Origin of the sequence: Nonomuraea sp. NPDC049158 (assembly GCF_040648335.1) — a bacterium.
In the GTDB taxonomy this organism is placed as follows: domain Bacteria; phylum Actinomycetota; class Actinomycetes; order Streptosporangiales; family Streptosporangiaceae; genus Nonomuraea.
The window spans coordinates 208140-221667 of record NZ_JBEZDM010000008.1 but is presented as its reverse complement, the minus strand read 5'-3'; the positions used below and the strand labels follow the sequence as shown (position 1 = coordinate 221667).

Below are 13528 nucleotides of genomic sequence, written 5' to 3'. Positions count from 1 at the left end.
GCGTCAGGACGGGCGGCGGCGCAGCGCCAGGGCGGCGATCACGATGCCGATGACGCCCACCACGAGCCCGGCGCCGCCCAGCAGGCGCGCGGTGCCGTCCGAGGACGAGTCGGCCGCTACCTTGCTGACCGACGGGGCCGCCGCCGTGCCGTCAGCGGAGGCCGACGCCGGCGCGGCGGCCGACGGGGAGCCGGCGTGGTGCGAGTCGGACGCGGTCGCGGGGGTCAGCTTGAGCGTCGGAGCCGGATGCTCCGCCTCGCTGCCGTCCGCCTTCAGGGCGTCCGCCCACTTGACCACCTCGCCGCCGGAGTAGGTCTGCGTCGTCGGGAACGCGAGCTGATCGGTGTCCGTGGGCAACTGCCCCATGGACACCTCGAACTCCTGGAACTCGCCCTTACCGATCTTCCCGCCGGACCAGACGACCTTGGTGACGGCCTCCTTCAGATCGCCGTACTCGGTCTTGACGGGCTTGGGCAGCTTGCCCTCGGTGACCTTGACGCTCCACCCCGGTACCGGCTTGACCGAGACGAACGCCAGCGGGTGGTCGGTGGGGAAGGAGACCTCGACCTTGACGGTCGAGGCGTCGTCGCGCTCGTTGGGCACCCGGAAGGCGACCTTGCTGAAGCCGCCCTGCTCGGCGGTGCCCGGATTGATCGAGACATGGGCCAGCGCGGGGAGGGCGAGGCCGGCGGTGATGGCGGTGGCGGCGGCCAGGACCGTGGCCGTACGACGCATGACGGACATGATGCAGCTCCACTGGGATGAGCGGGGATCGAAAAAGGTGTCAGAGGATCAGGCGGGCAGTGGAGGACCACGCCTGGCGACACAGTGCAGGAGCAGCGGATCGACCGGGACGATCCGTACGATCACCATCGCGACGGCCGGCCGCACGGCGGGCACGGCGACCGGGCGCAGCAGCGCCAGACGGTGACCGAGGCGATGCAGCAGCGCCCACAGCGCGCCCTCGCCGCGCGCCAGCCACCACCCCGTGATCAGCGTGGCCGTCAGGTGGGCCAGCAGCATGCCGATGGCCTGGCCGAGCCCGCGGCCGTGCGGGTGCGAGATGACGTAGGCGGTGCTGTCGGCGCCGAACAGCTCATGGAGCCCGAACTGGGCGGACAGCAGCGCGAGGTTGATCGTCGCGGCTGAGCGCTCCCGGGCGCTCAGCGCCAGGGCCGGCAGCAGCACGGCGCCGAGGCCGAGCGCGGCCGTGTGCGGCGCGGGGACCGAGCCGCCGCCCATCGCGTGCGCGAGCGCGGCGAGCCCCACGCAGACGGCGGCGAAGGCGGCCGTCCGCGCGAGTCTGAGGGGAAGTTCCGCGCGCATGGGTGTGTCACATGCTCTCACGCGGGCAGGGTTCGGGGAGACCGCTCCTCTCAAGCCGCGCAATGCCTGGTCGATTTGCGGCAATTGTCGCTAGGGTCGTGCCGAACACGTTGACATTGAGGTGAGAACGTTGCGGCACTTTGCAGGATTGCTCATCGGAGTCGTGGTGACCGCAGCGGTGCTGGGCGGCGGCGGCTGGGCCGTCCAGCAGGCGTTATCCAGTGCCTCGGCCAACCCCGTGGGCGGGCAGAAGATGTGGATCGCCCTCGGCGCGATGGCGGCGGTCGGGCTGGTCGTGGGACTCGTGGTGGCGGGCCGGGTCTCGCCGATGGCCACGTTCGTGCCCTCGATGGTGCTGCTGGCCTGGACCGTGGTCTACTCCCTCGACGTGAACCGGGCGATCTCCCTGATCCCCGCCGAGCCGTCGGTGAACCAGATCGTCAGGGACGTCGGCGCCGGCGACAAGCTGCTGCTGACCACGGGCGTGTTCGCCCTGCTCGGGGTCGCCCTGTTCATCCCGGTGCTGATGCCGTCCCGCTGGTCGCGGCGGCACGAGGACGAGGATGAGGACTACGAGGAGAGCCCCCAGGGCGGCTATTACTGATCGTCGTCCTCTCACCGGCTGCCGGTGTAGAGGTGGGTGACCACGTCCTCGATCGTGGACTGCTCGGGCGCCGTGGCCATCAGCTCGTCGAGTGTGCCGTCGAAGGCCAGCCGCCCGTGGTCGATCAGCATGACCCGGCGGCAGAGCCGTTCGATGTCGCCCAGGTCATGCGTGGTCAGCAGCACGGTCGTGCCCTGCTCGGCGTTGAGCCGGCGCAGGAACGTCCGGATGCTCGACTTGCTGACTACGTCGAGCCCGATCGTCGGCTCATCGAGCACCAGCACGTCGGGCGCGTGCAGCAGCGCGGCGGCCAGGTCGCCGCGCATGCGCTGGCCCAGGCTGAGCTGACGTACCGGCGTGCGGGTGAAGCTCCCCAGGTCGAGCGTCTCGGTCAGCTCGTCGAGGCGCGTCTTGAAGACCTTGCGATCTACTTTGTAAAGGAGCCGGATCAGCTCGAAGCTGTCCCGCAGCGGAAGGTCCCACCACAACGTCGTACGCTGCCCGAACACCACGCCGATGCGCCGAGCCAGCGTCGTGCGCTTGCGCGAGGGGTCGAGCCCGGCCACCCGTACCCGGCCTGACGTGGGGGTCAGGATGCCGCACAGCATCTTGATCGTGGTGGACTTGCCGGCGCCGTTGGGGCCGAGGTAGCCGACGAACTCGCCCGGCGCCACGGTGAACGACAGGTCGCGTACGGCATGCACGATGTTCCCCTTGAGCTTGAGGCTCCTGCGCACCTTGAACGAGCGCCCGGCCTGGTCGAGCTCGATCATCCCTAACTCCCCGTGGATCTGTAGTGCCGGATGCCCAGGCGCCAGGCGAACCCGGCGAGCAGGGCGAGGACCAGGGCCGCGACCGGCCCGAGGAAGCGCATGAAGCCCGGCGTGCCGAAGGGGTCGTCCCGGTCCAGCACGTAGAGGGCGGGCTGCCAGTTGATGAAGGCCAGCGGCAGCACGTAGGTCACCCCGCGCACCAGGTCGCGGCCGTAGATGGCGAACGGGTACTGGGTGAGCTGGCCGCTGCCGTAGGTGAAGGCGTTGGTCACCTCGGGCGCGTCGGTCAGCACGAACTGCAGCGCCCCGGCCAGCGTCCAGAGCGCCCCGAAGATGACCACTCCCGACGCGATCATGACGGGGACCATCCACAGCCGCCCGGAGTCGAGGTCGAGGGCCCTGATCGCGTAGCCGAGCACGGCCGCCGCCAGCAGGATGCGGCCGACACGGGTCGGCAGGAAACGGTCGGCCGCCAGCTGGATCCAGGCGTTCACGGGCCTGATCAGGATGGTGTCGAACGTGCCCGCCTTGATGTGCTGGCTGATCCGGTCGATGTTGCTGACGAACAGGTCGCACAGGCAGAAGGCCAGGTTCGCCGTGCCGTACAGGAAGAGCGTCTCCTCGCGGGAGAAGCCGGCCAGGGAGGTGGTGTTGGCGAAGATGATGAGGATCACCGCCACGTCCGTGCCCGCCACGAACAGGCCGAGCACGGTCGTGAGGGCGAACGAGGCCGGGTAGGCCATCGCGGCGCGGGTCCAGGTCCAGGCCAGCAGGAAATACGTCCTAACCACCCTGGATCACCACCTTGTGGCGGATCGCCCGCGTGCCGAACGCACCGGCGACGAGCAGCGCGGCGGCCCAGCAGCTCTGGAAGGCCAGGGTCTCCAGGACGGGCGCCTTGCCGAGGTAGAGGTCGGTGGGTGCCTGGACCATCGCGGCCCACGGCAGCGCCCTGGCCAGGTCGCCGAGCACGCCGGGGAACAGGCTGAGCGGCAGCATCATCCCGCTGAACAGCGTGGTGAGCACCAGCGAGAATGTCAGCACGCCACGGTCGTCGATCAGCCAGCAGGCCGACAGCGAGACCAGGTAGCGCCAGGCGAAGCTGACGATCACGGCGGTCAGGAAGCTGACGAGGAAGGCGAGCCACTGCCCCGGCTCCGTGGGGTGGACGACGCCGAACACGGCGGCGCCCAGCAGCATCGGCGGGAGGCCGCGCGCCAGCGCCAGGTAGCCGGCCCGGCCCAGGTCCTCCGCGAGGTGCCAGAGCAGAAGCGAGGCGGGGCGGACGAGGTCGAGCGCGATGTCGCCGCTGCGGATCCGCTCGGGGATGGCCAGGCCCGTGCCGAACAGCTGCATCGGGCCGATGAGGGCCTGGGTGATGAAGCAGAACGTGACGGCCTGGGTGACGTCGTAGCCGGCCAGGCCGGGCCTGGCCTGCCAGAGGGCGATGAGGATGTAGGCGCGAAGGATGCCGAAGACGCTGTTGGTGAAGGCGCCCGCGATCGCGGCCCAGACGTAGGTGGCGTGCTTGCGGAAGCCGTACCGGACCAGCCGGGCATAGAGGGGTATGGTTGTGCACCTCCGGAGAGTGATGGCACGGTGACCAGCCGTGCCTGGACCCGCACGCGGGTCAGCCGATGGAAGCCTTGAATTATCTGCTTTCCGGTCGGCGGTCCGCAACGCGATAAACGACGCGCCTGCCGGGTGTGACACGTCGCCGAAATAGTCCCGTAAGCGAGGAGATACTTACTTGCGAGTAGAGCGATGTTCTAGGGGGAAGGAGATTCATCGGAGGGATATATGGACTTGGACAGGGACGTCGCTCCCGACTATCCACTGAGCTGGCAGGCTCGCGCGGTCACCGGTCTGATGCGCGGGACTCTCAAGCCGGCCTCTCACCTCCTGATGCGCCACCCCGTGACGATCGACTGCGCCGCCCGGCTCGGCGAGCTGGGGCGGCTGGTGCCGTTACGGCCGCCCGGCCACGTGGACGTCGAGCCGGCCGCCTTCTCCGCGTGCGGCGGGGAGTGGGTACGCGCGGGCGCGGCGCCCGACGAGGGCAAGGTGCTGTTGTACTTCCACGGCGGCGGCTACTTCTCCTGCTCGCCCCGGACGCACCGGCCGATCACCTGGCGCCTGTCCGTCGCGGCCCGCCGTCCGGTGCTCGCCCTCGACTACCGCCAGGGGCCGGTCCACAAGCTGGCCGACTCCCTGAGCGACGCGCTGGAGGCCTACGACTGTCTGCTGAAGCGCGGGTACGCCCCCGAGGACGTCCTGTTCGGCGGCGATTCGGCGGGCGGGCACCTCACGCTCGCCACCCTGCTCGCCCTGCGCGACCGCGGCCTGCCACTTCCGGCCGCCGCCGTCTGCCTGTCGCCCTGGGCCGACCTGACGGACCTGCCCAAGCGCGCGAACCGCTGGCAGGACCCGATGCTGTCGGCCAGTCGCATCCGCTGGCTGGCCCGGCGCTGGACCTTCGGCCTGGACCCGCGCGACCCCCTCGTGTCGCCCGTGCTCGGCGACTTCACCGGCCTGCCGCCGCTCATGATCGTCACCGGCTCGACGGAGGTGCTCCGGGACGAGGCCCGGCGCGTGGCGGTCAAGGCCAGGCTGGCGGGGGTGCCGGTGACGTACGAGGAGTGGCGGCGGATGCCGCACGTGTTCCCGATCCTGGCCGACGTGCTGCCCGAGGGCAGGCTGGCCTTCCGGCACATGACGAGGTTCTTCGCCGCGGTCGCGGGGGTGCGGTCGGCCTCGCTGGAGGACGCGGCCTGACCCCGTGGGGTCCAGGGTGGTCGTCGTGATGCGATGCTGGATGGGTCGCGGCGAGTGAATGGTGTGCAGGAATCACGTCTTCGTCGTTACCCGTGGCCGCTCGCCCTGACCGGATCGGGGATCAGGGTGTAGGTTAGGCATACCTAATATTTCGAGGAGTGTTCCGATGGCTGACAAGCCCAGAGACCACCATCGCGGCGTAGTGATACGTACGGAGCGGATCACGCCGCACATGATCCGTGTCGTGGTCGGTGGTGAGGATCTGCGGGACTTCGCCACCTCGGGTCTCACCGATCACTACGTCAAGCTCGTCTTCCCGCACGAGGGGGTCGACTATCCGGTCCCGTTCAACGTTCAGCACGTCCGCGAGACCATGCCGCGGGAGGTCTGGCCGCGGCTGCGCAGCTACACCGTACGAGCCTGGGACCCCGACGCCGGGGAGATGACGCTCGACTTCGTCTATCACGGCGAGGAGGGCATCGCCGGGCCGTGGGCGGCGCGGGCCGTGCCCGGTGACGAGCTGTTCATGCTCGGCCCCGGCGGCGCCTACGCGCCGCGTCCGGAGGCGGGCTGGCATCTGCTCGTCGGTGACGAGAGCGCGCTCCCGGCGATCGCGGCCGCCCTGGAGGCGCTGCCCGACGGCGCCACCGCCTACGCCTTCATCGAGGTCGACGGGCCGGAGGAGGAGCAGAAGCTGCGGGTCTCGGGTGACACGCGGCTGGTCTGGCTGCACCGCGGCGGCGCTCCCGTCGGTGCGGCGCTGGTGAAGGCGGTGCGCGAGCTGGAGTTCCCCGACGGTGACCTGCACGCGTTCGTCCACGGCGAGGCGGGGTTCGTCAAGGAGCTGCGGCGCCACCTCCGGGTCGAGCGCAAGGTGCCGATGGAGCAGCTGTCGATCTCCGGCTACTGGCGGCTCGGCGCCGACGACGAGGGCTGGCGGGCCGCGAAGCGCGACTGGAACCGCCAGGTCGAGGCCGAGGAGGCCGCAGCGCTCGGCTAGGCCGGTTCTTTGTAAAACGCCACTTCAGGCCATCGAGTCACACCGCTTACTTACCTTGGAGGCACGACCGCCTTACCTCCGATACCCCTTGTGAAAACCATGCGGAAACCCCGCTCGGATGGGACGACAGTGTGCTTTGGCCGTGTCCCAGACAGCGAGCGGAGAACCGATGGCGCGTGGTGCGAGCGACATGCCTCCAGGCGTGCGACCGCTTACGGTGGGCGACCCGGTCATCATCGGCAGATACCTGCTCCTCGGCCGCCTCGGCATCGGCGGCATGGGGGTGGTGTATCTGGCCGAACATCCGCGGGGCGGTCTGGTGGCGCTGAAGACGCCGCACGCGGTACACCTCAACGATCCCACGTTGCGAGCCCGTTTCGCGGAGGAAGTCGCATTTTCGCGGCGAATCGTACCCTTCTGCACCGCAGCGGTGATCGAGGACGGCACCGACCGGGACCGCCCGTACCTGGTCACCGAGTACATTCCAGGCCCTGCCCTGTCCCAGGTCGTGATGGCGCGCGGCCCGCTCACGCCCGACCTGGCCTACGGGGCCGGGCTCGGCGTGGCGGCGGCGCTGGTCGCCGTGCACGACGCGGGCCTGGTCCACCGGGACCTCAAGCCGGGCAACGTGCTGCTGTCCGAGGACGGGCCGCGGGTGATCGACTTCGGCATCGCCCGCGACGTCGACACGCTGGCGGCGCACACGCAGGCGGGACAGGTCATGGGCAGTCCGGGCTGGGTGGCGCCCGAGCGGCTGACCGGCGGGGCCGCCGTGCCCGCGTCGGACGTGTTCGCGTGGGGCTGCCTGGTGGCGTTCGCCGCCACGGGGCACCATCCGTTCGGCGGCGGCGAGGCCGACGTGCTGACCCGCCGCATCCTGTTCGAGGCGCCGCGCGTGGAGGGCGTGCCCGCCCTGCTGCGGCCCGCGGTCGAGGCGGCGCTGGCCAAGGCGCCCGGCGACCGGCCCGGGGCCGCCGACCTGTTACGCGTCCTGCTCGCCGCCGGGGGCGTGGGCGATCCGTGGGACCTGCGGGCCGCGGTGGCGGGGGTACTCGCGGAGATCTGGACGCCCGTGCCCTATCCGCCGGGAGCGGGCAGGTTGCGGCTCGCGCCCGAGACCGGCGAAGAGGTACGGCTCGCGCTCGGGGCCGGCGATGGGGTGCGGCTCGGGCTCGGGGCCGGCGATGGGGTGCGGCTTGTGCCCGGGACCGGCGAGGAGGCGGCGACCGCGCCGAAGCGCGGGCGCAGGGCCAAGGCCGGGGCGCACCTGTCGCACGCCACCTTCGCGGCGCTGGCCACGGTCTCCATCGCGGCCGTCACCGTGATCGCGGCGTCGGGCGGCAGCGGCCTGAGTGTCGGCGGCCCCTCTCCGGTGCCGGAGAACCAGCCCGCCGTCCAGCCGTACGAGACCGCCGACTCCACCAGGCGCCCCGCGGTCACCCCCTTGACCAGCGTCCCGGCCACCGTCGCGGGCACGGCGATCACCTCGCCGCCGGTGTCCGCCACCCGGGCCCGTACGACAGCCCCGGTCATCGTGCTCGACCCGTCGCCCGAGCGGAAGACCGCTTGGCATCCGCCGGCCACGTACGGACCGGGCGAACCGGGCGACACGGACACGGGCGGCGGTTGTGCCGGCCCTGCGGGAAAGAGACGCGGCGGCTCGGCCCGGCGCGACTGCCCGCAGCCGTCGGCGTCCATCACCACGATCCCGCAGGACGGGCCAGGCGAGTCACCGGACCCGTCGATCACCCCATCGGTATCGGAAACGGTCACCGCTCCGGCCACCGTCTCCTCCTGAGCCCCGGATAGCTGGCAACCCCTGCAAATCCCGGCGACAAGTCACCATAATCGGTGATCTACGGCCTGGTTGTGCCGGGAGGAGAAATCCGGATGCCGGAGTTCGAACCGCTGCGCGAGGAAGAGCCCGTCCAGGTGGGTGTGTACCGGCTGATCGGACGGCTGAGCCCGGACGTCTTCGTCGGCACGCCGAACCCCGCCGGAACGGATGAATCGGCGCCGCCGTCGTCGTCGGTGGCGGAGCTTGTCGTGGTGAAGCTGCTGCACCCGGAGATCGACCAGGAGCGCTTCCTGCGCCTGATCGAGCCCTTCCAGGAGGTCTCCGCCTTCTGTACGGCCCAGGTACTCGGATCCGGACTGCACGACGGCCGGCCGTACGTGGTGAGCGAGTACATCGACGGCCCCACGCTGGAGCGGACGACCGCGTCCGGCACCCGGTTGCGGAACACGGCGCTGCACCGGCTCGCCGTCGGGACCGTCACCGCGCTGGTGGCCATCCACCAGGCGAACGTCGTCCACGGCGACATCCGGCCGGGCAACGTGGTGCTCGGCCCCGACGGCCCGCGGCTGATCAACTTCGGCATCGGCCGGGCGATTGCGGGCACGGCGTCCGCCACGACCCGCAAGGTGGACGTGCCCGCCTTCACCGCGCCCGAACGGCTCGGCGGGGCCGCGGCCGAACCGCCGGCCGACCTGTTCTCGTGGGCGGCGACGCTGGTGTCGGCGGCGTCCGGCCGCTCTCCCTTCGACGGCGGCTCGATGGCGGGCACGGTCAACCGGATCACCAACGGCGAGCCCGACCTGCCCGACCTCGGCGACCTGCGCGATCTGGTGCTGGCCTGCTTATCGAAGGATCCCGCCTCGCGTCCCACGTCGAGCGACGTGCTGCTGCGGCTGGTCGGGGAGACCAGCTTCCTGACCGCCCGGCTGCCGCCACCGTCCGGGCTGCCGTACAACCTGCCGCCGCCTCGACTACCGCCTGACTCGCAGCCGCAGCCGCCATCTCCGGATTCGCCGCCACACTCGCAGCCGTCGGCCATGCGGCCGCCCTCCTCGCAGTCGCCCCCGTCCCAGTTGCCGCCGTCGTCATCGCCGGAATCGTCGCCGTCGCCACAACGGACGTCGTCGGCCGGGCAAGCACCGGAGTGGCAGAGGTCGGCAGAGTGGGGGGCGGCAGAGCAGGGGGCGGCCGGACAGGCGCCGGAGCCGCAGGCTTCGGCCGGGCAGGCGCCGGGTGGGCACGGGCCGGACAGACAGGGGCCGGACGGTGTCGTGGCGACTCTGCCGGTGCGGCGGGGCCGGGCGGCGCTGATCGCCGTGGCCGCGTTCGTCGCCGGGGCGTTGGTGTCGGGCGTCGGCGTCTACGCGCTGACCGGTCAGCGGCTCGTGGCGGTCTCCGGCCCGTCCGCACCCCGTTCGACCAGTTCCGGCGGCTCCACTCCCGGCGGCTCCACCCCCGGAGGCTCCACTCCCGGCGGCGCCGGTCCCGTACGCTCCGGGGCCGCGTCGAGCGCGCCCACCTCGGTCATCACCGCCGCGCCCCCGATCACCCCCAGCGTGACCAGCGCGCCGGTCGCCAGCGTCGCGCCCAAGGCCGACAAGGACGTCAAGCTCCCCGACATCGACGCCATCCTGCACGAGAACTCCACCGACCCCGTACGGCTGGCCGCCTACCTCCAGGTCAAGAGCCCGTACAAGGCGTTCGCCAGGGACAGATCCGGCCAGTTCAAGGAGGTCGGCATGGCCGAGGAGCCGCGCCTGTCACCGACGGGCGACTGGGTGGCGCTCAACCCGTGGGTCAAGTTCCAGAGCTCCGACATGGACCAGGTGCGCTTCACCAACCTGGACACCAAGGAGTCCTTCACCGTCAACACGGTGAAGAAGCCCGCGCAGACCTGGTCCCCAGCCTGGTCGCGGGACGGCAGGCGGCTGCTGTTGTCGGTCACGAACGCCAAGCGGTCGTTGATCACGGGTTTCGCGGTCATCGACGTCCAGGCGCGGACGGCCACCGTCGTGGAAGCGCAGTACGAGGACGCCAGCAGCCTGCCCTTCGCGTTCACCCCGGATGGCAAGATCGCCAGAGGTTACAGCGCCACCAAGAGCCAGGGCATCGAGACGTACGACATGTCGGGCAAGGTCATCCGCAGCATGCACTGGGTGGGCAGGCCCCGTGACGTCTCCTGGTACTCCCCGTCAGGCAAGCAGTTCATGACGGTCTGTCCCAACAACAAGGAGATCTGCATCTGGGACGCCACGACCGGTGACCGCACGGCCACCGTGCCCGGCGTCAAGGACGACTCCTACGTGCTCGGCTGGTTCAACGAGGACAACATCCTCGTGCAGGAGTCCGCCAAGAAGAAGAGAGCCCACGTCGAGATCGTGGACTTCCTGGGCAAGGTCAAGCGCGTCCTCGCGGACGTCGCCCCGAACAACAGCGCCCGGCAGTTCGCACCCAAGGCCCCGTGACCATGGAACCGCACCCCTTGCTCGCGGGCGACCCCGCCCAGGTGGGGTCGTACCGCGTCGCGGGCCGGCTCGGCCAGGGCGGTCAGGGGGTCGTCTACCTCGGCGAGTCGGCGGCGGGGGAGCGGGTCGCGATCAAGCTGCTGACGTACGCGGCCGGGGAGGAGGGGCGGGCCGGGTTCGCCAAGGAGATCGAGCTCGCGCGACGGGTCAAGGCGTTCTGTACGGCGACGGTGCTGGCGACCGGCGAACTGAACGGCGTGCCGTACGTCATCAGCGAGTACGTCGACGGCCCCTCCCTCGCCAGGGTGCTCGCGGAGCGGGGCCCGCTGCGGCCGGCCGAGCTGCGCCGTCTGGCGATCGGCAGTCTGACCGCGCTGACCGCCATCCACCAGGCCGGGGTGGTGCACCGGGACCTCAAACCGGGCAACGTACTGCTCGGCAGGGACGGTCCCCGGGTGATCGACTTCGGCATCTCCCGGGCGCTGGACTCCAGCGAGCTCACCGGCGAGCATCTGGCGGGCACGCCGCCGTACATGGCTCCGGAGCAGTTCGGCGGCGCCGGCGCCGGGCCGCCCGCGGACCTGTTCGCCTGGGCGGCCACGGTGGTGTGCGCGGCTTCCGGCAAGCCGCCGTTCGGCTCGGGAGACCTGCCGTCCGTACTGAACCGGATCCTGTCCGCGGAACCCGACCTCGGCGACCTGCGCGGCGACCTGCGCGACCTGGTGGCCCGCTGCCTGGCCAAGGACCCCGCCGCCCGGCCCACGGCCGCCCGAGCACTGCTCACCCTGCTCGGCCATCCGGTCCCACCCCAGGGCCTGCTCACCGAGGGCACCAAATCCGCCGCCCCACCTGCTGCCGCTCCACCCGCTGTCGCCTCATCGCCTGGGGTCCCGTCCGCGGGATCGCCGTCGGTGTCGCATTCGGTGCCGCCGGCCTCTGGTGGGCCCTCTGGGCCGTCCCCGTCGACGCTGGTTCCGGGTCGGCGCTCCGGGCGGCGGCTGGCGCTGATCGGTACCGCCGCGGTGCTGGTGGCGGTCGCGGGGGTGGCCGTCGCGATCAAGCAGGCCGGTACGACCGTCCGGGGCGCCACAGGAACCGGCACCCCAGGGACCAGCATCGGAGGGACCGGCGTCCCAGCGACCGGAGCCCCAGCCACCGCCCAGACCGGTGTCCCGTCCTCGACGCCGTCCGGCGCGGCGACGGCCGACGAAGTGCTGCCCACGACCTCGACCACCACGGCAAAGGTCCCCGGTACGAAGATCACGTTGCACGAGAACCCCGCCGACCCCGTCTGGGTCAACTCCGCCTACGGGACCGTGCGGCGGGGTGAGGGCTCTCCCGCCTATGTCCGCGACGCCAAGACCGGCAAATTCCAGTATTTCGGGAATTTCCAACAGCCGACAGTCTCGCCGTACGGTGCCTACGTGGCCGCCCTGTCCATCACCACGCTGACCCGGACCGACTACAACACGATCAGACTGGTCACGACGGCCACCGGCGAGGACGTCGAACTCCGCACCGCGGACAAACCCGGCAACACGCTGGACGCAAGGTGGAACGCCGACGGCCGTCACCTGCTCATGACGTTCTCCAACGGCAGGCCGGGCTCGCAGAACACGGCGGGATTCGTGATCGTGGACGCCGCCACCAAGAGCGTCCGGTCCCGCCTGACGCCCGGCGGCCGCAAGGGCGGCTATTCCTGGGGGCCGGACGCCTCGACGCTGATGCGCCAGGAGAGGGACGGCGCGATCTCTTTCGTCGGGCTGGACGGCACGGTGGTCCGCACGTTCCGCGACAAGGGCGACCTGATGAACGTGGGCACCGCCACGGTGCGCATCGGCACAGGAACCGCCACGGTATTCGCCACCGTCTGCCCAGGCACGCTCAAGGGCATCTGCCTGTGGGACGCGACGACCGGCGCCAGGCGAGCCGTCATACCGAGCGACAAGAGCACGACCTTCAACGGCTGGCTGGACTCCGAGCACTTTCTCACCACGGTCACCAAGGCAGGCACCACCCGGCTGGTCCTGGCCGGCCTGGACGGCAAGACCAAGCGCGTCCTGGCCGAGGGGCCCGCGACGGAACTCAAGGCGGTCACCCTCTGGTACAGCAGGAAATGATCACAGCATGAGGTGGCCGCGCCAGGCCGGGGGACGTCTGGCGCGGCCGGGTCCCGTCCTTGCGTCTATGGGTGGCGCCTGAAACAGCCGAGCAGCCCCCACAAAACGGCGCCGCCGGCGGCGAGGCCAGTTAGGAGTGCGGCGGGCCACGTGGAGCCGTCCGCGAGCATAAGAGCAGTCGCGATGCTGGTGGAGGCGACTATCGCGAGCGCTATAAGAAGCGCACGTTGCAGGTCCATTCGAACCAACTCCTATCCGACGAAGAACCCCATCCGAAGCAGGCTCCATGCGCGGCATGCGCAGTGGACGCCGTCCGGGGTGGATCCAGTAGGAGAAGGCCCTCTACCTGGCACGATACGGGGCCTTGCCGTACGAGCCCACGTTTTCGCGCAGTTTTGACATTGGCGTGTCTCAACGAAAACGCGCCCTACCGACGCTGGGCACCGGCATGCTCACGATCAAGCCAACCCACCCGGACCTTCCCCTGTGGCGTGAAGACGGCCCCGAGCGGTTCGTCATCGGCAGGCTCACCTACCGGACGGCTGACGCGCCGCTGGTGCGCGTCGCTCACGAGCCGGGCCGGTTCGCCTGCTATCCGCGGACCTGCTCGGCGACGGGCTTATTACGGCGACCCGTTACGGCGAGTCCGACGTCCAGCCGTGCGGCT

The 13528-nt window shown here is 70.8% G+C and carries 11 protein-coding genes; 6 read left to right on the top strand and 5 right to left on the bottom strand.

Annotated elements, in window-relative coordinates; all coding sequences use genetic code 11:
* Nucleotides 1-3: 3 nt before the first annotated feature.
* A complete protein-coding gene (locus AB0B61_RS19970) occupies nucleotides 4-744 on the bottom strand; it encodes a YcnI family protein (protein ID WP_358433598.1) in 741 nt (246 codons plus the stop codon).
* A gap of 48 nt (nucleotides 745-792) precedes the next feature.
* Entirely contained in the window at nucleotides 793-1326 is a 534-nt protein-coding gene (locus tag AB0B61_RS19965; RefSeq protein ID WP_358433596.1) for an MFS transporter, read from the bottom strand.
* Nucleotides 1327-1456: 130 nt separating this feature from the next.
* Between AB0B61_RS19965 and AB0B61_RS19960 the strand changes: the two genes are divergently transcribed.
* Entirely contained in the window at nucleotides 1457-1930 is a 474-nt protein-coding gene (locus AB0B61_RS19960) for a hypothetical protein (RefSeq protein ID WP_358433593.1), read from the top strand.
* Between the two features lie 11 nt (nucleotides 1931-1941).
* Here the strand turns inward: AB0B61_RS19960 and AB0B61_RS19955 are convergent, their stop codons facing one another.
* The 3 genes from AB0B61_RS19955 to AB0B61_RS19945 are packed head-to-tail and all read right to left on the bottom strand — an operon-like array spanning nucleotide 1942 to nucleotide 4416.
* The gene (locus tag AB0B61_RS19955; protein WP_358433590.1) at nucleotides 1942-2703 is read right to left on the bottom strand and encodes an ATP-binding cassette domain-containing protein; all 762 of its coding nucleotides are present in this window, start codon (nucleotides 2701-2703) and stop codon (nucleotides 1942-1944) included.
* A gap of 2 nt (nucleotides 2704-2705) precedes the next feature.
* Entirely contained in the window at nucleotides 2706-3494 is a 789-nt protein-coding gene (locus AB0B61_RS19950; RefSeq protein WP_358433587.1) for an ABC-2 family transporter protein, read from the bottom strand.
* Nucleotides 3487-4416, bottom strand: coding sequence for an ABC-2 family transporter protein (locus AB0B61_RS19945; protein ID WP_358433584.1), 930 nt, complete (start codon nucleotides 4414-4416; stop codon nucleotides 3487-3489). Before AB0B61_RS19945 ends, AB0B61_RS19950 begins: the two co-directional genes overlap by 8 nt.
* 87 nt (nucleotides 4417-4503) lie before the next feature.
* On the opposite strand from AB0B61_RS19945, the gene AB0B61_RS19940 reads away from it, so the two are divergent.
* The 5 genes from AB0B61_RS19940 to AB0B61_RS19920 all read left to right on the top strand — a co-directional run bounded on the left by AB0B61_RS19940 (nucleotide 4504) and on the right by AB0B61_RS19920 (nucleotide 12861).
* Nucleotides 4504-5478, top strand: coding sequence for an alpha/beta hydrolase (locus AB0B61_RS19940; protein WP_358433581.1), 975 nt, complete (start codon nucleotides 4504-4506; stop codon nucleotides 5476-5478).
* 166 nt (nucleotides 5479-5644) lie between these two features.
* The gene (locus AB0B61_RS19935) at nucleotides 5645-6478 is read left to right on the top strand and encodes a siderophore-interacting protein (protein WP_358433578.1); all 834 of its coding nucleotides are present in this window, start codon (nucleotides 5645-5647) and stop codon (nucleotides 6476-6478) included.
* 202 nt (nucleotides 6479-6680) lie between these two features.
* Nucleotides 6681-8276 (top strand): protein kinase, encoded by a 1596-nt coding sequence (locus AB0B61_RS19930; protein WP_358433575.1) that lies wholly within the window; start codon nucleotides 6681-6683, stop codon nucleotides 8274-8276.
* A gap of 92 nt (nucleotides 8277-8368) precedes the next feature.
* Complete coding sequence (locus AB0B61_RS19925; RefSeq protein ID WP_358433572.1) at nucleotides 8369-10741, top strand: protein kinase; 2373 nt, start codon at nucleotides 8369-8371, stop codon at nucleotides 10739-10741.
* Nucleotides 10742-10743: 2 nt separating this feature from the next.
* The gene (locus AB0B61_RS19920) at nucleotides 10744-12861 is read left to right on the top strand and encodes a protein kinase (RefSeq protein ID WP_358433902.1); all 2118 of its coding nucleotides are present in this window, start codon (nucleotides 10744-10746) and stop codon (nucleotides 12859-12861) included.
* The last annotated feature ends 667 nt before the right edge of the window (nucleotides 12862-13528 follow it).

Bases quoted from the DNA above. Each gene is read 5' to 3' on its own strand.
- AB0B61_RS19970 (WP_358433598.1), bottom strand. From the start codon at position 744: ATGTCCGTCATGCGTCGTACGGCCACGGTCCTGGCCGCCGCCACCGCC.
- AB0B61_RS19965 (WP_358433596.1), bottom strand. From the start codon at position 1,326: ATGCGCGCGGAACTTCCCCTCAGACTCGCGCGGACGGCCGCCTTCGCC.
- AB0B61_RS19955 (WP_358433590.1), bottom strand. From the start codon at position 2,703: ATGATCGAGCTCGACCAGGCCGGGCGCTCGTTCAAGGTGCGCAGGAGC.
- AB0B61_RS19940 (WP_358433581.1), top strand. From the start codon at position 4,504: ATGGACTTGGACAGGGACGTCGCTCCCGACTATCCACTGAGCTGGCAG.
- AB0B61_RS19935 (WP_358433578.1), top strand. From the start codon at position 5,645: ATGGCTGACAAGCCCAGAGACCACCATCGCGGCGTAGTGATACGTACG.
- AB0B61_RS19925 (WP_358433572.1), top strand. From the start codon at position 8,369: ATGCCGGAGTTCGAACCGCTGCGCGAGGAAGAGCCCGTCCAGGTGGGT.
- AB0B61_RS19920 (WP_358433902.1), top strand. From the start codon at position 10,744: ATGGAACCGCACCCCTTGCTCGCGGGCGACCCCGCCCAGGTGGGGTCG.